The following is a 17,484-nucleotide window of genomic DNA, read 5'->3' as shown; positions in this document are numbered from 1 at the left end:
GAGACCGGGGGCGGGCCTAGGATCGCCCGCCGGTCGGGCGACGAGCGCCGGCCTCGCGATCGGGAGCACGCAGCATGGGTGACGAGCACGTCCTGGCCATCGACCTGGGCACCGGCGGGCCGAAGGCGGCGCTGGTCGACAGCGCCGGGCACATCACCGCCCACGAGTTCGAGGCCACCCCGATCGAGCTGCTCGGCGAGGGCGGCGCCGAGCAGGACCCCGACGCCTGGTGGGCCGCCATCACCGCCGCCGTGCAGCGGGTGGTGGGCGCCGGCCACGTGGCCGTCGACGACATCGTGGCGGTGTCGATCACCAGCCAGTGGTCCGGGACCGTGGCCGTCGACGTGGCCGGCAAGCACCTGCACCCGGCGGTGATCTGGATGGACTCGCGCGGCGCGCCGTACATCGAGGAGGTCATCAAGGGCCGCCTCAACGTGGCGGGCTACGACGCCCGCCGGCTCCAGCACTGGATCTCGCGCACCGGCGGCATCCCCAGCCACTCGGGCAAGGACCCGGTGGCCCACATCCTCTGGCTGCGCAACGAGCGGCCCGACGTGTACCGCTCCGCCCACGCCTTCCTGGAGCCGTGCGACTACCTGAACGCCCGGGTCACCGGCCGCCAGGTGGCCTCCTACGACTCGATCGTCGCCCACTGGCTCACCGACAACCGCGACCTCAGCCACGTGCGCTACGACCCACAGCTGCTGGCGTGGTGCGGGCTCACCGAAGCCCAGCTCCCGGAGCTGGTGCCCTCGGCGAGCACCATCGGCACCGTGCTGCCGTCGGTGGCCGAGGCGTGGGGCATCTCGACGGCCACCAAGGTCGTGACCGCCACCGGCGACGTCCACTCCGCGGTGGTGGGCTCCGGGGCGCTGGGCGACCACGAGGGCCACCTCTACATGGGTACGTCGTCGTGGCTGTCGTGCCACCTGCCGGCCAAGAAGACCGACCTGCTCAACAACCAGGCCGCCCTCCCCTCGGCCGTGCCCGGCCGGTACTTCCTGGCCAACGAGCACGAGGTCGGCGCCGGCGCCCTGCTCTGGCTGCGGGACCAGGCGCAGATGGTCCGCGACGTGGAGGAGGCCAACGAGCTGGCCGCCGCCTCGGTGCCCGGCTCGCACGGCGTGATCTTCACGCCGTGGCTCAACGGCGAGCGCACCCCGGTCGACGACCACACCATCCGCGGCGGGTGGAACAACGTCTCGCTCACCACCAACCGGCCGGACCTGGTGCGCTCGGTGTTCGAGGGCGTGGCCTACAACAGCCGCTGGCTGCTCGACACGGTCGAGCGGTTCGTGAAGCAGCCCATGGACGGGCTCAACTTCATCGGCGGCGGTGCCCGGTCGGACCTGTGGTGCCAGGTGCACGCCGACGTGTGCGACCGGACCATCCGCCGGGTGGCCGAGCCCCAGCACGCCAACGCCCGCGGTGCGGCCTTCGTGGCCTGGCTGGCGCTGGGCCGCCAGACGCTCGACGAGCTCAACCGCGCCGTCACCATCGAGCGCGAGTTCACCCCGGACCCCACGGCGCGGGCCGCCTACGCCCCGCTGTACAAGGAGTTCCTCAAGCTCTACAAGGCCCACAAGCCCATCCACGCCCGCCTCAACGGCTGATCCAGCGGGCGCTCGCGCCGGTCTCCGCAAACCCGGTTGCCCCTCGTATTTCGTGGTGCTACGCATGGGTAGCACCGTGGCAGGCGGCCCGGAACGTCCGGACCCCGGCCTGCCGGCGAGAGGAACCAGCCATGTCCCCACGCAAGGTCCTCACCGGTCTCGGCACGATCGCCGGACTCCTCGGCACCTCCGCGACCACCGCCCTCACTCCCGCCACGTCGGCGATCGCCCGTCCGGCCCAGGGCCAGCCGCCGCTCCCACCGGGCGATCGCTTCGCTGCCCTGCCCGAGTCCTCCGCCAGCGGGCTGCCGGCCTTCGCCCAGGGAACGGTCTCGATCGGCGCCGCGAGCGACATCGCGCCGGCCCAGACGCGCATCGACGCCTACTACGCGCCGGATGCCGGCCAGGCCCTGGTGCCCCTCGCCTACACGTTCACCGATCCCCTGGGCCGCTTCGCGCTGCGAGCGCTCCCGGGACGCCTGGCCGACGGGCAGCTCCACACGGTCACGCTGGTCACGTCCTCGCCCGGGGGCGCCGTCACCACGGACAAGGTCCAGGTGGCCTGGGACCGCTCGATCGCCGCGTGGACCCGCACGAGTGTCGATGGCGGGGCCCCGGCCTCGCGCTCCAGCCGTAGATCGACCGATGGAGGTGGCCTCCGGCTCGAGCTGCCGGACGCGCCCGCGTCGCGCGTCGCCCCCTCGACCACGGCCCGCCAGACCGCTGGCGGGACGACCACAGCCACCAGCTCGACCTGCCGGCCCGTGGTCTCACCAGGGGCGATCATCCCGCTCCCGGCAGCGAACATCACCACCGGTAGCGCGCTCGTCCAGCCCAAGCTCGACAAGAACGGCAACCAGGCGGAGCCGGTGAGCTGGGACATCGAGAACGACTACCTGACGGCCAACTCGACCTTCGTCGAACGTGCCGACAACGTCTCGCTGAAGGCCGACTTCAGCGCCACCTTCGGCAGCGTCAAGCTCGGGGTGTCCGGCGAGAGCGTCCTCAGCGGTTCGGTCAGTGCCGGCGACGAGGTGACGGTCAACAACTACACCGGCCTGGTCACGTCGGCGCGGGCCGCCAACATCTACGGCCTCGACTGGCGAGCGTGGGCCCAGCTCTACGAGTGCATCGACATACCGCGGACCTACGCCACGCAGACGACGACCTACGCCAACGCGTACCTGAGCCTCGAGCTCGCTGACCTCGCCCAGTCGAACGCCGTGCTCGGCCAGACGAGGACGATCCTGCACCGCCTCGACGTCGACCCGCAGACGCACAAGTACGTCCGGCCCTGCGGTGACTCCACCGAGGGGGTCACCTACCAGATCAACCCCGGCGGCGGCCTCAAGCGGAGCCAGGGCAGCTCCCAATCGTTCGAGAACGGGTCGACCTTCAAGCTCGGCGCGTCGGTCGGCGGCGTGATGGGCAGCGTGCAGGGCAGTCGCACCCGTTCGAAGAAGTCGCGCGTGTCGGCGACCACGCACGCGTTCACGTCGTGGACGAACAAGATGAACACCACCAAGTACCTCTGTGGCTACACCGGCAACCCCGGCGACCGCTACGCCGATCCTGGTTTCGTCGTCGCACTCGGTGGCACCCGGCAGTGACCGGCCGAAGGCCCTCAGCGCGCGCTCGCCGGTGGCGCCTCGGCGCATCCGCCGTCGGCCTCGTGGCGCTGGGCATCGTGGGAGGAAGGGCCACCGCTCCGAGGCCGGTGGCGGTGACGCCGAGCCGGGTCGCCGTGGCCCTTGCGGGATCGGCCGCCGTCATCAACTCGCAGGGCAGCGCCACCGTCGGCCAGCACTTCATGACCGGCGGCGTCGGCGTGCTGTGGGTGCCGACTGCCCGCTCGGTTCGGATCACGGCCGTCCGGGGCCTCGGTGCCGACGGCATGCGCCTCCACCGCTTGCTGATGGTCGAGCGAGATGACGACAATCCCCGCTTCCAGGGTCCGTTCGTCCCCGGCGGCCTCCAGGCCCAGGTCGACCACGACGCCGGGCGAGGACAGGTCGAGCTGCGGCCCGTGCTCGGCAGCGAGGTCCGCTGCTGCGGCAGCTCGTACCAGCTCTACCTCGACGCGGTCATCACGGGCGGCGCTCCCGGCGGTTCGCTGCTCGGCGTGCGGCTCTCGTACGTCACCGAGACCGGCAGGCGGGGCCACGCCGACGTGGTCATGCCGATGACCTATTGCACCCGTCCGCTCGGAGAACCGAGCTGTCGACCCGCCGAGGACCGGGCGACCGCAGCCCTGGCTCGAGCCGACCGATGACCGGCACCCGGGACCCGAACCGCGAGGCGGCAGCGAGTGGGCCGCTCGAAGGTCGCCACGTCCGGTTGGTGCCCGCTGCGCTGGCGAGCATCGACCGCCTCTACGAGATCGCGCTGTGCAGCGGCGCCGGCACGACCTGGCGCACCCGCGGGCTCTTGGTGGGCCCGGAGCAGTTCGCCGACCTCATCACCGGAGAGCTCGGCTTCGCGCTCACCGAGCGTGCCACCGGGCTGGCGGTCGGCCACGTCGGGCTGCACGGCCTCGATCCGCTCTCGGGCACCGGCGAGCTCACCGCCTTCGTCGACCCGCGGCGCCCGACCGCCGGCATCATCGCCGGCGAGGGGATCGACGTGTTCCTCGACTACGCCTTCCGCCACGCCGGCGTGCGGAAGGTGACCGTCGAGATGCCCGCCGGGCCGGCCGGCCAGCTCGCCCGCCTGCTCAATCGCCGTCCGGGCCTCACCCACGAGGGCGTGCGACGTGCCCACGTGCGGATCGGCCAGGAGGTGGTCGACCTCCACATCTACGCGCTGTGGGCCGAGCCCTTCCTCGCCTGCGCCCTCGCCAGGCCGACCTCGGCGGGCGGTGGCGTCCCGACGTTCGCCGAGCTCCTGGCGCTGATCGGCGAGGTGGCGCCACGAGCCGTCGACCACGACGACATCACCGGCGGGCACGCGCTCGTCGACGACCTGGGCCTCGACTCCCTCGCTCTCCTCGAGCTGGTCGATGCGCTCGATGCTCGGGTCGCGCCGCTCGGGCCCCTCGCGCTCAGCGCCTTCGAGCAGCGGCTGACCGTGCACGACCTGCTCGTCGCCTGCGAGGTCGCGGTCCGGGGGTGACCCGTCAGCGCTCGAGGTCGTCCCGGTCGAGGTCGATCTCGTAGGGCTCGTCACCGTCGAGATCGTCGACGAGGGCTCGCCGCGGGGTGAGGGCGGCGAGGGCCCGCCAGGCGGTGGCCGCCGCGAAGGCGGCCACCGCCACGGCCGGGACGAAGGCGACGACGCCGGCGACCTTGCCGTAGAGGTCGGCGTGGCCCGGGCCGGACGCGTCGGAGAAGCCCCCGAGGCCGCCCCCGGCGTTGCGCAGCACCTCTTCGATGCCGAGCACGGCCAGGGTGGCCACCACCACGCCGAGGGGCGGGATGGCCTGGAGCGCCCAGCGACCCCGTCGGCCGACGGGTCCCGGCGCCAGCAGCACGAGCCCCAGCGCCAGGGCGACCAGGCCGGCGGTGATCACCGAGCCGCCCTGGACCAGGAAGTTGGCGATCGAGGTCCACCGGCTCGGGCTGGCGGGGTCGGTCCCGACGACCTCCGAGTAGCCGAGGCCGGTGAAGAGCGCCTGGCCCACGGTGCCGACCACGCCCAGCAGGACCAGGAGGGCCAGCACCTCCAGCGCGTCGCGCCAGCCCTCGGCGTCGCGATCGCTCGACGTCCCGTCGTCGCCGCCCCAGGTGCCGTCCTCGTCGGGGTCGCCCCACGGTTCATCCGCCGGGTCGAGCGCATCACCGTTGGTCATGGGGCGGAGCCTCGCACACGACCGGATGGCGAGCAGGCCGTCGATCGGTGCCGACGCCCTTGTCGACACCGACCGCCTCTGCTACTTTTCCGTAGCATGCCGTCGGGCGGGGCTCCCCGCTCCCTCCCGACCTCGACCTCCCGGTGGCCGCCCACCGGGAACGGTCCCGGTCGGCCTGGGAAGCGTCGGCCGGGACACGGGGGAGGCGGGCCCACCGGCCCGCCTCCCCCGCTCTCGCGATCGAGCCCACCGGCCTCCGGCGCAGGAGCCGGCGGCGCCGTAGCGTGCGGGCATCCCGGCGATCGGCCGGGCGGCGAAGCAGGGGAACCCCATGGCGGCACGGCTGATCCGGCGCACCTCCACCCGCATGGCCGTCGCGGCCCTGGCCCTCGGCGCCGCCGTCGGCTCGGTCATGCCCGCCGTGCCGGCGGTGGCCACGCCGGCCCCACCTCCGTTCTTCACCATCGTCCGAGACGGTGCCGTGCGGGTGAACGGCACCTTCTCCCCCGTCGTCGGCCGCTTCTCCGACCCCGCCCTCGACGACATCTACTGGTACTCGTCCGCTGGCCGTGACTTCCGCTGGAGCGGCGGCGGGCTGGGGGACCCGTTCGAGCGCGACGTCCCCGCCCCCCCAGCTCGGCCCCGGCTACACGGCGACGGTCGGCGACTTCACCGGCGACGACCGAGACGACATCTACTGGTACGCCCCCGACGGACCGGATCAGCTCTGGACTGCGACGGGCACCAACGGGCTCACCGTGTCGAACCCCGAGCAGGGCCCGGGCCTGAAGCCCATCCTCCTGCCCGACAGCCAGTCGAGCGCCGGCAAGGACGACCTGATCTGGGAGCCGGCCACCACCCCGGGCGCGGCGACGCCGGCGGCGCTCTGGGTCTTCCCCGACGATGGCTCGGGCGTGCCCGACACCACCGGCACGGTCACCCGTCCGGCCACCGCCACGCCGGTGGTCGGCGACTTCGACGGCGACGGCGACGCCGACGTGCTCTGGTACCGCCCCGGCACGGCTCCCGACCCGCTCTGGCGCCGCGACGGCGGCACGGGGAAGACCTTCACCGCCACCACCCTGAAGATCGACGGCGGCTACACGCCCCGCGTCGGCCGGTTCAGCGCCTACGGCGACCGGCCCCGCGACATCGTGTGGACCGGCTCGGCCCAGACCGAGGCCGGCTTCTCCGTCGAGGACGGCCCCCAGTACGTGTGGGAGGGCCGAGCCGACGGCACCTTCCGCTCCACCCGGGTGCCGCTGGCCCAGCGATCCTCCGGCTTCGAGGTGGTGCTGCGCGGCGGCCCGAAGGACGTGATCGTCAACGCCACGGCGAAGGGCCGGCACCAGCCGGCCAGCTACCCGACGACCGACGTGGTGTGGTCGCTGCTGCCCGGGGGCCCCAGCCTCAAGGCCACCCGCAACGAGAGCCTCATCCCCTGGTTCGCCGGCGGGCCCGACGTCTCGCTCGTCACCGGCCACTTCACCACCGCGGCACGCGAGGACCTGTTCGTCTACCGGGCCGGCACCGCCACCGACAGCCTCTGGCAGGTGAACTGACCCCGACCGCCGCCCCAGGCGGTCGCGAGGCGGGGCGGTCCACGAGGCGCCGATAGCCTCGGGCGGTGCCCGCCGCCTCCACCGACCCCGTCCTCGCCCGGCGGGCGGCCATCGCCCGGGCCGTGGCGATCGGCCAGCGGGTGGGCTACGGGCTCTTCGCCCTCTCCATGCCGCTGTTCTTCTACGGGCTCTTCACCGGCTACACCTCGGGCCTGGCCACGGCCATCGTGGCCTGCCTGCTCGTGGGCTCGCTGATCCTCGCCCCCGCCATCGTCTTCGGCTACGCGGTGAAGGCCGCCGAGCGCGACGAGCAGGGCCTGGGCTCCGGCCACTGACGCCGCACCGCCGGGCCCGCCGCGATCCGGGTCGCGGCCGCAGCCACGGGGCTACGGTCCGGCCGACCGCCGAGCCGCCACCCTCCGGAGCGCACCGTGACCGCCACCGACCCCGATCCCACCGACACCGGCTCGAGCGATCGCCCGCCGGTCGACCCGGCGTTCGCGCCGCTGCTGGCCCTGCTGGCCGACCCGTCGGTGGCGCCGATGTCGACGCTCACCCCGGACGAGGCGCGCGAGGCGTTCCGCAACCTGCGCGGCGTCGAGGGCGAGCCGCTCCCGGTGCGCTCCGCCACCGACCGCACGGTCCCCGGGCCCGCTGGTGACGTGCCCGTCCGCATCGTGGTGCCCGAGGTGGCCGAGCTCACCGGCGTGCTGGTCTGGTTCCACGGCGGCGGCTGGGTCATCGGCGACCTCGACACCGCCGAGGCCACCCAGCGCCGACTCGCGGTCGCCGCCGGCTGCGTGGTGGTGTCGGTCGACTACCGCCTGGCCCCCGAGCACCCCGCCCCCGCCGGCTTCGACGACTGCTGGGCCGCCACCACGTGGGCCGCGGAGCACCTCGACGAGCTCGGCCTCGCTCCCGGGGCGCCCGTCGCGGTGGGCGGCGACAGCGCAGGGGGGAACCTGGCCGCCCTCGTCGCCCTGCGAGCGGGCGAGGTCGGGCCCCCGCTCGCCCTGCAGCTGCTCGTGTACCCCACCACCGACCTCACGCTGGCCTCGCCCTCGGTGGAGGAGAACGGCGAGGGCTACTTCCTCACCGCCGAGACCATGCGGTGGTTCGTCGCGTGCAACCTGGCCGGAGGCCTGGCCGCCGACGATCCCTCGGTCTCGCCCCTCTTCGCCGACGACGCCGCCTTGGCCCGGGCCGCCCCCGCCCACGTGCAGGTGGCCGGCTACGACCCGCTGCGGGACGAGGGCCGGGCCTACCACCAGCGGCTGGCCGACGCCGGCGTGGCGACGGTGCTCGTGGAGCACCCGACCATGATCCACGGGTTCTGGGCCATGGCCACCCTGACCGAGGTCTCGGACCAGGCCATCGCCGACGCCGCGGCCGCGCTGCGGGCCGGCTTCGGCGTCGGGGTGTGATCGGAGGCCACGGGTAGGGTCCCCGCGCCCCGCCTCGCCACCAGGAGTCCCCCATGAAGGCCGCCGTCCTCCCCGCCGTCGACACCCCGATCGAGGTGCGCGACGACATCGAGGTCGCCGCCCCCGGCCCGGGCGAGGTCCGGGTGCGCGTCGCGGCCAGCGGCGTGTGCCACTCGGACCTCTCGGTCCAGAACGGCACCATCCGCCTGCCCACGCCCATCGTCCTGGGCCACGAGGGCGCCGGCGTGGTCGAAGAGGTGGGCGAGGGCGTCAGCACCGTCGCCGTCGGCGACCACGTGGTGCTCACGTTCGTGCCGGCGTGCGGCGAGTGCCACATGTGCCTCCACCACCAGTCGTACCTGTGCGAGCGGGCGTCGCTGCAGGTGTCCGGCGGCCTGGCCGACGGCACCACCCGCCTCACCAGCGGCGGGGCGGCGCTGCACCAGATGGCCTACCTCGGGACCTTCGGCGAACAGGCCATCGTGCCGGCGATCTCGCTGGTGAAGATCCCCGAGTCGGTGCCGCTCGAGGTGGCCGCCCTCCTGGGCTGCGGGGTGCTCACCGGCGTGGGCGCCGCCCTCAACACCGCCACCATCGCCCCCGGCGACACCGTCGTGGTGTTCGGCTGCGGCGGCGTGGGCCTCAACGTCATCCAGGGCGCCCGGATCGCCGGCGCCACCACGATCATCGCCGTCGACCAGTTCGCCTCGAAGCTCGACCTGGCCCGGTCCTTCGGCGCCACCCACACCATCGACAGCACCGAGGAGGACCCCGTGAGCGCGGTGGCGGTGCACAACGAGGGCCGCGGCGCGGACGTGGCCTTCGAGGTGGTGGGCCTCGGCCCGGTGATCGAGCAGGCCATCAAGGCGGTCCGCTCCGGCGGCGAGGTGGTCCTGGTGGGCGTGCCCCGCATGGACGTGGTGATCAACCTGAACGTGGCGTTCACCTGGCTCTACCAGGCCAAGAAGATCAGCGGCTGCTGGTACGGCTCCTCCAACGTCCACGAGGACGTCCCCAAGCTGCTCGACCTCTGGGAGCGCGGCGAGCTCCAGCTGGAGGATCTCATCTCCAAGGAGATCACCGTCGACCAGGTGAACGAGGCCTTCGCCGACATGCAGGCGGGCACCGTGGCCCGCTCGGTCATCCGCCACGGCTGACCCGCCCCCCCGTCGGCCGATGCTGGGCAACGGCACCGGGTACCGGGCCCTCGGCCGACCCGCCCTAGCCTGGGCGGCGAAGCGATGACCGACACCACCGAACGCCCCACCACGCTCCGCCTCCCGGCCGCCGAGCGCCGCCGCCAGCTCCTCGAGGTGGCGCTGCACGCCTTCGCCGAGCACGGCTTCCACGACACGTCGATGAACGACGTCGCCGAGGCCGCCGGGGTCACCAAGCCGGTCCTCTACCAGCACTTCACCTCGAAGAAGGCGCTCTACCGCGAGCTGGTCGACGACCTCGGGTCCGGGCTGGAGCAGGCGATCGTGGCCGCCGTGGCCGAGGCCCAGGGGCCCCGCCAGCAGGTGGAGGCCGGGTTCCGGGCGTACTTCCGCTGGGCCACCAGCCAGGGTGCGGCCTTCACCGTGCTCTTCGCCGATCGCAACCGGGTCGACCGCGAGCTGGCCGCCGCGGTGGCCAAGGTCGAGTCGATGATGGCCGACCGCATCGCGTCGCTGATCGTGGTCGACGGGCTGAGCGAGGACCAGCGCCACGTGCTCGCCTTCGGCGTCGTCGGGCTCGCCGAGTCCACCAGCCGGCACTGGCTGGGCCTCGGCCTCGGCCCCGGCGTCGACGCCGACGAGCTGGCCGACCTCGTGGCCCAGCTGGCCTGGTCCGGCCTCCGCGGCGTCAACCGCTAGCCGTCCGGACGCCCGCACCCCGGAACCGACCGAACCGGACCTCGGGCCGACGCAGGCAGGAGGGCGTGCCAGCATGGACGGCCATGACGTCATCGCCCTCCCCCCAGCTGCGTGACCTCGCCGACCGGTACTGGGAGGCCCGCCTCGAGGCCAGCCCCCTCTTCGCCACCTTCCTCGGCGACCACCGCTACGACGACCGCGTCGACGACCTCTCCGCCGAGGGCGAGGCCGCCCAGCGGGCCACGTGGGCCGGCTTCCTGGCCGAGGCCGAGGCGATCGACCCGGCCACGCTCGACGAGACCGATCGCGTCACCCACGGCCTGCTCGCCGGCGAGCTGCGCGACAACCTGATCGGCATCGACGCCCGGCTGGTGGAGCTGGCGTCTGACCAGATGGAGGGCGTCCACGCCGACCTGCTCATCACGGCCGGCCAGCTGCGGGCCTCCGAGGTCGCCCACACCGGGCCGGCCGTCGTGCGCGTGCAGCGCCTCGGCACCATGCTCGACCAGGCCGCCGAGCGCTTCCGCCAGGGCCTGGCCGCCGGCCGCACCCCGGCCCGGATCAACATCGAGCGGTCCCTCAACCAGGTCGACGGCTACCTGGCGTCCCCGCTCGACCAGGACCCCTTCGCCCTGCTCGCCGGGCCCGAGGGCTGGGACGGGGAGGCGGCGTGGCGCGTCGAGCTGACCGCCGCAGTGGTCGACCACCTGCGCCCGGCGTTCGAGCGCTACCGCGCCGTGCTGGCCGACGAGCTCCTGCCCGTCGCCCGCCCCGACGAGCAGGCCGGCCTCCAGTGGCTGGCCGACGGGCCCGAGCTCTACCGCACGCTGATCGCCCTGCACACCGGCCTCGACCTCACGGCCGAGGAGCTGCACGAGATCGGCCGCCACGAGGTGCTCGAGGTGCTCCCGGCGCAGTACCGCGAGGTCGGCCTCCGCCAGTTCGGCACCGACGACCTGGCCGAGATCTTCGAGCACCTGCTCACCGACGACGACCTCCGCTACCGCGACGGCGACGAGATCCTGGCCCACGCCCGCCACTGCCTCGACGCCGCCACGGCGCGGATGGGCGAGTGGTTCGGCATCCTCCCCGAGGCGCCGTGCCAGCTCACGCCCATCCCCGACTACCTGGCCGCCGACGCGCCCGCCGCGTACTACACGCCCCCGGCGCCCGACGGGAGCCGGCCCGGCGAGTACCACGTCAACCTGCACGAGCCCACCACCAAGGGTCGCGCCGAGACCGCGTCGATCGCGTTCCACGAGGCCATCCCCGGCCACCACCTCCAGCTGGCCATCGCCGCCGAGCGCACCGACCTCCCCGCCTTCCGCCGGCTGAGCTGGGGCCACACCGCCTACGTCGAGGGCTGGGCCCTCTACACCGAGCGGCTGGCCGAGGAGATGGGCCTCTACGAGACCGACCTCGACCGCCTCGGCATGCTGGCCAGCGACTCGTGGCGAGCCTGCCGCCTGGTGGTCGACACCGGGCTCCACGCCCTGGGCTGGACCCGCCAGCAGGCCATCGACTTCATGGTCGAGCACGCCCCGGTCAGCAAGGACGAGATCGTCACCGAGATCGACCGCTACATCGGGATGCCCGGCCAGGCCCTCGCCTACAAGGTCGGCCAGCGCGAGATCCTCCGGCTGCGGGCCGAGGCCGAGGCCCGCCTCGGCGACGCCTTCTCGCTGCCCGGCTTCCACGACGTCGTGCTCGGTGCGGCCACCGTCAGCCTGCCGGTGCTGGCCGAGCGCGTGGCCGCCTGGACGGGCGCGTGACCCACGTGCGCCGCACCTCCTTGCTCGCTCGCGCCTTGGCGGTCGCCGCCACCGTCCTCGTCGCCGTCCTGGGCGTCGCCGGGGTGGCGGCGTCAGCGCCGCGCCGGGCGCCCGCCGTCCACCGCCCGGTGTTCCCGAACCGCCCCACCCGGGTGCTGGTGCTGGGCGACAGCGTGATCAAGGGCGCCGAGGCGGCCATCCCTGCGGCGCTGCCCGGCCGTCAGGTCACCGAGGACGCCGTGGTGAGCCGCAGCACCGGGGCCACCGCCGCAGCGGCGGCCACCTACGGGGCCGACTGGGACGTGGTGGTGATCCTGGTGGCCCACAACGACGGCGGGTCCCCCGGCGCCTACCAGCCGCCCTACCGCCAGATGCTCGACCAGTTCGCCCGCGTCCCCCGAGTGGTGCTGCTGACCCTCCACGAGGTGCGGCCGTACTACGCCACGGTCAACGCCTTCCTGCGCGCCCAGGCGGCGTCGAGGCCCAACGTGCAGGTGGCCGACTGGAACGCGGTCGCCACCGCCAACCCGGGCGCCACCGGCGGCGACGGCCTCCACCTGTCGGGTGGCGGCGCCCGGCTGATGGCCGACCTGGTGGCCGGCCAGGTGGTCGACGCCGAGCAGGCCGCCGTGCCGCCGCCCACCACCACGACCACCACCACCGCCCCGCCGACCACCACGACGCTGCCGCCCACCACCACGACCACCGAGGCGGTCGAGCTGATCCCCGCCACCAGCATCGTCCAGGACCCGCCGACCACCACCACGACCGCGGCACCGAAGCCGGTCGCCGAGCGCCGGCCCCGAGCCACGGGCGGGATGGGCACCGACGACCGCAACGGCTCGTCGCCGCGCTGGATCTGGCCGACGCTCGTGGTGGCCATGGCCGTCGCATCGGGCGGCCTCGCCGCCGTCGCCCGCCGCCTGCCCACGTGAGGCCACGTCCGCAGATCTGACGGATCGTCAGCTCTGGTCGGCACCGCGTGGTTCACTGGTGCGACCGTGACCCAGGAGCGCCCGATGACCGACACCACCGCTGCCCCCGCCCCCGCCGTCTGGGGCCAGATCCAGGGCCAGGACATCACCTTCCCCATGGAGGTCGACGAGTTCGACGCCGCCACCCTGGTGTTCTCGGTCCCCGCCGAGGCCGCCCAGGCGCTGCTGCCCGGCGACGCCTTCGAGGTCGTCGCCACCGACGGCGTGGCCCAGTTCGTGCTGGCCCTGTGCGACTACCACCAGAACCCGTGGGGCGACTACCTCGAGCTCAACCTCGGGTTCCTGGCCCGCCCGGCCGGCGCCGGCGACGAGGTGCTGGGCTCGTTCGTGTACCGCATGCCGGTGGACCAGGCCTTCACCTGCGAGGCCGGCAACGAGGTCATGGGCTTCCCCAAGACCGTCGAGGAGCTCTCGGTCACCCACGCCGACGGTCGGGTGACCTTCGCCATGACCGACGGCGGGGCGCCGGTCCTGTCGGTGTCGTTCCCCGCCGTCGAGGCGATGGGCGAGCCGTCTCGCGTGGAGACGGGCAGCTACTCGTACCTCCACGGCGTGCCCCACGAGACCCCGCTGGCCATGGACCTGGGCACCGGCCTGCTCGACCCCGCCACCGTGGTGATCGAGCTCGGCTCCGGGCCCGTGGCCGACGAGCTGCGTTCGCTCGGCCTGCCGAAGGCGCCCGACTTCGGCACCTGGGGCACCGGCCTCAGCGCCACCTTCCAGCTCGGCTCGCCCCTCTAGGCGCTCGGGCCCGGGCGAGGGCCGATGCGGCGGGCCGGGTTGCCCACCACGGTCGCCCCGGCCGGCACGTCGCGGACGACCACCGCACCGGCGCCGACGATGGCGTCGTCGCCGATGGTGACGCCGCCGCACACGATCACCCCACCGCCCAGCCACACGTTCTCACCGATGGTGATGGGGTGGGCAGCCTCCCAGCCCTGGCGGCGGCGCACCGGGTCCCGCGGGTGGTCCGGGGTGAGCAGCTGCACGTTGCTGGCGATCTGGGTGGCGGCCCCGATGGTGATCGGCGCGCAGTCGAGCAGCACGGCGCCGTAGTTCACGAACGCGTCGGGCCCGATCGAGATGTGGCTGCCGTAGTCGCAGTGGAACGGCGGCCGGATGACCGCGCCCTCACCGACCGAGCCCAACAGCTCGTGCAGCGCAGCGCGCACCTCCGCCGGCTCGGAGCGGACGTCGTTGACCACCACCGAGAGCTTCCGTCGACGCTCGGCGAGCTCCTGGAGCTCCGGGTCCGACGAGTCGTTCGCCTGGTACCACTGGCCCGAGAGCATCAGCTCCCGCTGGGTCGGGGGGATCGGATCGTTCGCCATGGGCCGACCGTACCGCCGTGGATCGCGCCGCTCGCTCGGCCTGCTCGGGCGGCCTCGACGTCGACGGATCGCAGGACATGGGTCACATCCGAGGCCCGCCGTGCCGATAACGCGTATTATCGACCGGGTCCGCAGGGGGTGGACCCGCCCACGTAGAGGAACTCGCCATGACCGACCTCAAGCCCGCACCGGCGCCCGACTGGGCCACCGAGTTCGACCACACCAGCGACGCCTACGCCGCGGTGGCGCCCCAGGTCTGGGAGGAGCTGCGCGGCACGTGCCCGGTCGCCCACTCCGAGGCCCACGGCGGCGTCTGGCTGCCCACCCGCCACGAGGACATCGCGGCCATCGCCCACGACACCGAGCACTTCAGCTCCGAAGGCGTGATCGTCAACGTGTTCAAGCCCGAGGGCCTCGCCCCCATGGGCTACGCCCCGCCCATCACGTCGGACCCGCCGTTCCACGCCGATGCCCGCCGGCTCCTGCTGCCGGCCTTCGGCCCCAAGGCCATCGCCAGCCTCGAGGAGGGCGCCCGCGCCTCGTGCCAGGAGCTCATCGACGAGCTGCTCGCCGACCTCGGCCCCGACGGCGACGTGGTCGACGTGGCCCGGGCCTACGCCCAGCACATCCCGGTGCGCGTCATCGCCGACATGCTCGGGCTGCCCAAGGAGGACGGCGACCGCTTCCGCCTCTTCATCCACCGCATCATCGAGAAGCCGGGCGAGTACAGCGGCACCCTCGCCCCCGAGGACACGCTCCTCTACTACCTGACCACCCACCTCACCCGTCGGCGCAACGAGCCACCGCAGGACGACCTCATCGGCTTCCTGCTCTCCACCGAGGTCGACGGCCAGCCGCTCACCAACGAGCACATCTTCGGCACCATCGCCCTGCTGATCATCGCCGGCATCGACACCACGTGGTCGGCCATCGGCGCCTCGCTGTGGCACCTGGCCCAGCACCCCGAGGACCGCCGGCGCCTGGTGGACGACCCCGCCGTGCTGCCCTTCGCCATCGAGGAGTTCCTGCGCTTCTACGCGCCGGTCACCATGGCCCGCATCGCCGCCACCGACACCGAGATCGGCGGTTGCCCGGTGGCGAAGCGCGACTGGGTGATGCTCCCGTTCCCGGCCGCCAACCGCGACCCCGAGGCGTTCGAGCAGGCCGACGAGTTCGTGATCGACCGCCAGCGCAACCGGCACGTCGCCTTCGGCCTCGGCATCCATCGCTGCCTCGGCTCCAACCTCGCCCGCCTCGAGCTCACCGTCGCCGTCGACGAGTGGATGAAGCGGGTGCCCGACTTCGAGCTGGCGTCCGACGACCCCTCGACCGTCCGCTGGTCCACCGGCCAGGTGCGCGGCCCGCGCGAGCTGCCGATCCGGATCCTGCGCACGGAGGACGCTCGATGAAGATCACCCTCGACAGCGAGAAGTGCCAGGGCCACGGCCGCTGCTACGCCCTGGCGCCGGACCTCTTCGACTCCGACGACGAGGGCTACGCCCTGTTGCTCGCGGCCGACGGCGTCGTGCCCGAGGGCATGGAGGAGGCCGCCACCCTGGCCGCCGACAACTGCCCCGAGTACGCCATCACCGTCGAGGCCTGAGCCGCACCCTGCGCCCACCTGTCTTCGGCGCGCCAGAGATCGTTCACCGGATCGTTGCGGGGGGCGGCGTGGACATTCCGGACACCAGGCGCGACGGTGGTCGCCATCGGGGAGGGGAAGCCCACGAGTGAAGGGGAACCCCATGGACGTTGGTGAGGCCGTCGAGGTGTACTGCGCCTTCGAGCAGACCTGGACCACCGGCTTCGTGATCGCCGACATCCGCGACGAGGGCTACGCCCTCCGCCGCCTGTCCGACGGCTCGCTGCTGCCGGCCCCCACCGCCCCCACCGACCTCCGCGCCATCGCCCCTCACCACTGGTCGTCCTGACCACCGGGTCGTCCCGACCCTCGGGCGGTCGCCGGTCGCCGGTCGCCGGTCGCCCCCGTCCCCTCACCCATCACGAACCTCGGGTCCCACACCGGCGCGCGCACGGGTCGTGGACCCGAGGTTCGGCCCGGGGGCGGGTCAGGCGGCGGCTTCGTCGGTGGCGGGCTCGATGGGCGCGGCGGCGGCTTCGGCGGCCTTGGCCTTGCGGGCGCCGAGGATCTTGGCGATCGAGAGGGCGGTGAGGCCGCCGCCGACCACGGCCGCGGTCTTGGCCAGCGAGGCGGGCAGCGCCGGCGTGAGGCGGAAGCGGCCGGGGCCGGTGGCGAGCAGCGCGCCGCCGAGGGCCAGGTTCGTCAGCGCCAGCTCGTAGCCGCCCTTGGCGGCCAGCGGGCCTTGGGGCCCGTGCACCACCGAGGCCACCGCCATGGTGCCGACGATGGCGAACGGGCCGATGGGGTCGGCCACGCCGGCGATGGTGGCGAGGCCGCCGACCAGCTCGGAGCCGGCGGCGAGGGCGGCCATGGGCTTGCCCGGCGTGAGGCCCATGGACTCGAAGCCGGCGCCGGCGGCGTCGAGGCCCGGCCCGTCGAGGGCTCCGAAGAGCTTCTGGCTGCCGTGGGCGGCGAGGTAGCCGCCGAGGACCACGCGTGCCCCGAGGAGGGCGAGGTCGCGAGCGGTGGAGGAGGTCGAGGTGGAGGTCACTTACGAAAAGGTAGCAGCTATGGAAGCCAAAGCAACTTCGCCTCCGGTACGTTCGACGGCGTGGACGAGCAGATCACCGCCGAGGAGCACGGGGCCGACGGCTGCGCCGCGGTCGACTGCGACGCCCTCGGCGCCGTCTTCTCCCTGCTCGGCAAGCGCTGGAACGGCCTCATCATCGGCACCTTGCTGGCCGGCCCGGCCCGCTTCTCGGAGCTGGCCCGCACCGTCCCGGGCGTCAGCGAGCGCATGCTGGCCGACCGCCTCGGCGAGCTGGCCCACTGCGGGCTCGTCGACCGCGACGTCGACGACGGGCCGCCGGTGAGCGTCCGCTACGCCCTCACCGCCAAGGGCCAGGCCCTGCGCCCGGCGCTGCTGGCCCTCGGCGACTGGGCCGACGAGCACCTCGGCACCGCCGCCCACGTCGACGCCTGAGCGCCGGCCCGGGCCGATCGACCCACGGCTCCGCTCGGTCGGCCGGGCCCGGGGACCTGCGCAGCGGCGCCGGACGTGA

Annotated in this window: 19 protein-coding genes; 16 read left to right on the top strand and 3 right to left on the bottom strand. The window is 73.7% G+C overall.

Features of this window, described 5'->3' with window-relative positions; genetic code table 11:
• Positions 1 to 74 precede the first annotated feature (74 nt).
• The 4 genes from KSP35_RS21900 to KSP35_RS21885 all read left to right on the top strand — a co-directional run bounded on the left by KSP35_RS21900 (position 75) and on the right by KSP35_RS21885 (position 4,724).
• On the top strand, positions 75 to 1,613 hold the full coding sequence (locus KSP35_RS21900; RefSeq protein WP_216997885.1) for an FGGY-family carbohydrate kinase: 1,539 nt from the start codon (positions 75 to 77) through the stop codon (positions 1,611 to 1,613).
• A 131-nt stretch (positions 1,614 to 1,744) separates the two neighbouring features.
• On the top strand, positions 1,745 to 3,223 hold the full coding sequence (locus KSP35_RS21895; protein ID WP_216997884.1) for a hypothetical protein: 1,479 nt from the start codon (positions 1,745 to 1,747) through the stop codon (positions 3,221 to 3,223).
• Positions 3,224 to 3,357: 134 nt separating this feature from the next.
• A complete protein-coding gene (locus KSP35_RS21890) occupies positions 3,358 to 3,885 on the top strand; it encodes a hypothetical protein (RefSeq protein ID WP_216997883.1) in 528 nt (175 codons plus the stop codon).
• Positions 3,882 to 4,724, top strand: coding sequence for a hypothetical protein (locus KSP35_RS21885; RefSeq protein ID WP_216997882.1), 843 nt, complete (start codon positions 3,882 to 3,884; stop codon positions 4,722 to 4,724). Before KSP35_RS21890 ends, KSP35_RS21885 begins: the two co-directional genes overlap by 4 nt.
• 4 nt (positions 4,725 to 4,728) lie before the next feature.
• Here KSP35_RS21885 and KSP35_RS21880 read toward each other — a convergent pair whose 3' ends face one another.
• Positions 4,729 to 5,400: a hypothetical protein gene (locus tag KSP35_RS21880; RefSeq protein ID WP_216997881.1), complete on the bottom strand. Its 672-nt coding sequence runs from the start codon at positions 5,398 to 5,400 to the stop codon at positions 4,729 to 4,731.
• Positions 5,401 to 5,969: 569 nt separating this feature from the next.
• Here KSP35_RS21880 and KSP35_RS21875 point away from each other — a divergent pair.
• The 8 genes from KSP35_RS21875 (at position 5,970) to KSP35_RS21840 (ending at position 13,750) form a co-directional block, all read left to right on the top strand.
• Positions 5,970 to 6,962, top strand: coding sequence for a hypothetical protein (locus tag KSP35_RS21875; RefSeq protein ID WP_216997880.1), 993 nt, complete (start codon positions 5,970 to 5,972; stop codon positions 6,960 to 6,962).
• 65 nt (positions 6,963 to 7,027) lie between these two features.
• A complete protein-coding gene (locus KSP35_RS21870) occupies positions 7,028 to 7,297 on the top strand; it encodes a hypothetical protein (RefSeq protein ID WP_216997879.1) in 270 nt (89 codons plus the stop codon).
• Positions 7,298 to 7,393: 96 nt separating this feature from the next.
• Positions 7,394 to 8,386 carry an alpha/beta hydrolase gene (locus KSP35_RS21865; protein ID WP_216997878.1) on the top strand — a complete coding sequence of 331 codons (993 nt, stop codon included), beginning with the start codon at positions 7,394 to 7,396 and terminating at the stop codon, positions 8,384 to 8,386.
• Between the two features lie 53 nt (positions 8,387 to 8,439).
• Positions 8,440 to 9,543 (top strand): Zn-dependent alcohol dehydrogenase, encoded by a 1,104-nt coding sequence (locus KSP35_RS21860; protein WP_216997877.1) that lies wholly within the window; start codon positions 8,440 to 8,442, stop codon positions 9,541 to 9,543.
• 84 nt (positions 9,544 to 9,627) lie between these two features.
• Positions 9,628 to 10,242 carry a TetR/AcrR family transcriptional regulator gene (locus KSP35_RS21855; RefSeq protein WP_216997876.1) on the top strand — a complete coding sequence of 205 codons (615 nt, stop codon included), beginning with the start codon at positions 9,628 to 9,630 and terminating at the stop codon, positions 10,240 to 10,242.
• An 83-nt stretch (positions 10,243 to 10,325) separates the two neighbouring features.
• On the top strand, positions 10,326 to 12,014 hold the full coding sequence (locus KSP35_RS21850; RefSeq protein WP_216997875.1) for a DUF885 family protein: 1,689 nt from the start codon (positions 10,326 to 10,328) through the stop codon (positions 12,012 to 12,014).
• Positions 12,011 to 12,949 carry a hypothetical protein gene (locus KSP35_RS21845; protein WP_216997874.1) on the top strand — a complete coding sequence of 313 codons (939 nt, stop codon included), beginning with the start codon at positions 12,011 to 12,013 and terminating at the stop codon, positions 12,947 to 12,949. Before KSP35_RS21850 ends, KSP35_RS21845 begins: the two co-directional genes overlap by 4 nt.
• An 84-nt stretch (positions 12,950 to 13,033) precedes the next feature.
• Positions 13,034 to 13,750, top strand: coding sequence for an acetoacetate decarboxylase family protein (locus KSP35_RS21840; protein ID WP_216997873.1), 717 nt, complete (start codon positions 13,034 to 13,036; stop codon positions 13,748 to 13,750).
• Here the strand turns inward: KSP35_RS21840 and KSP35_RS21835 are convergent.
• Positions 13,747 to 14,340: a sugar O-acetyltransferase gene (locus tag KSP35_RS21835; RefSeq protein ID WP_254126876.1), complete on the bottom strand. Its 594-nt coding sequence runs from the start codon at positions 14,338 to 14,340 to the stop codon at positions 13,747 to 13,749. The genes KSP35_RS21840 and KSP35_RS21835 overlap by 4 nt on opposite strands.
• 167 nt (positions 14,341 to 14,507) lie before the next feature.
• Between KSP35_RS21835 and KSP35_RS21830 the strand changes: the two genes are divergently transcribed.
• The 3 genes from KSP35_RS21830 (at position 14,508) to KSP35_RS21820 (ending at position 16,271) form a co-directional block, all read left to right on the top strand.
• The gene (locus KSP35_RS21830; protein WP_216997872.1) at positions 14,508 to 15,749 is read left to right on the top strand and encodes a cytochrome P450; all 1,242 of its coding nucleotides are present in this window, start codon (positions 14,508 to 14,510) and stop codon (positions 15,747 to 15,749) included.
• Positions 15,746 to 15,943 carry a ferredoxin gene (locus KSP35_RS21825; protein WP_216997871.1) on the top strand — a complete coding sequence of 66 codons (198 nt, stop codon included), beginning with the start codon at positions 15,746 to 15,748 and terminating at the stop codon, positions 15,941 to 15,943. The genes KSP35_RS21830 and KSP35_RS21825 overlap by 4 nt, the downstream gene beginning before the upstream one ends.
• A 142-nt stretch (positions 15,944 to 16,085) precedes the next feature.
• Positions 16,086 to 16,271 carry a hypothetical protein gene (locus tag KSP35_RS21820; RefSeq protein WP_216997870.1) on the top strand — a complete coding sequence of 62 codons (186 nt, stop codon included), beginning with the start codon at positions 16,086 to 16,088 and terminating at the stop codon, positions 16,269 to 16,271.
• A 138-nt stretch (positions 16,272 to 16,409) separates the two neighbouring features.
• Here KSP35_RS21820 and KSP35_RS21815 read toward each other — a convergent pair whose 3' ends face one another.
• Positions 16,410 to 16,973, bottom strand: coding sequence for a DoxX family protein (locus KSP35_RS21815; protein ID WP_216997869.1), 564 nt, complete (start codon positions 16,971 to 16,973; stop codon positions 16,410 to 16,412).
• A 60-nt stretch (positions 16,974 to 17,033) separates the two neighbouring features.
• On the opposite strand from KSP35_RS21815, the gene KSP35_RS21810 reads away from it, so the two are divergent.
• Positions 17,034 to 17,405: a helix-turn-helix domain-containing protein gene (locus tag KSP35_RS21810; RefSeq protein ID WP_216997868.1), complete on the top strand. Its 372-nt coding sequence runs from the start codon at positions 17,034 to 17,036 to the stop codon at positions 17,403 to 17,405.
• The last annotated feature ends 79 nt before the right edge of the window (positions 17,406 to 17,484 follow it).

Source organism: Aquihabitans sp. G128 (assembly GCF_019048865.1).
Taxonomy (GTDB): domain Bacteria; phylum Actinomycetota; class Acidimicrobiia; order Acidimicrobiales; family Iamiaceae; genus Aquihabitans.
Note: the sequence above shows the minus strand (reverse complement) of the source record. Positions and strands in the feature narration are given on the sequence as shown.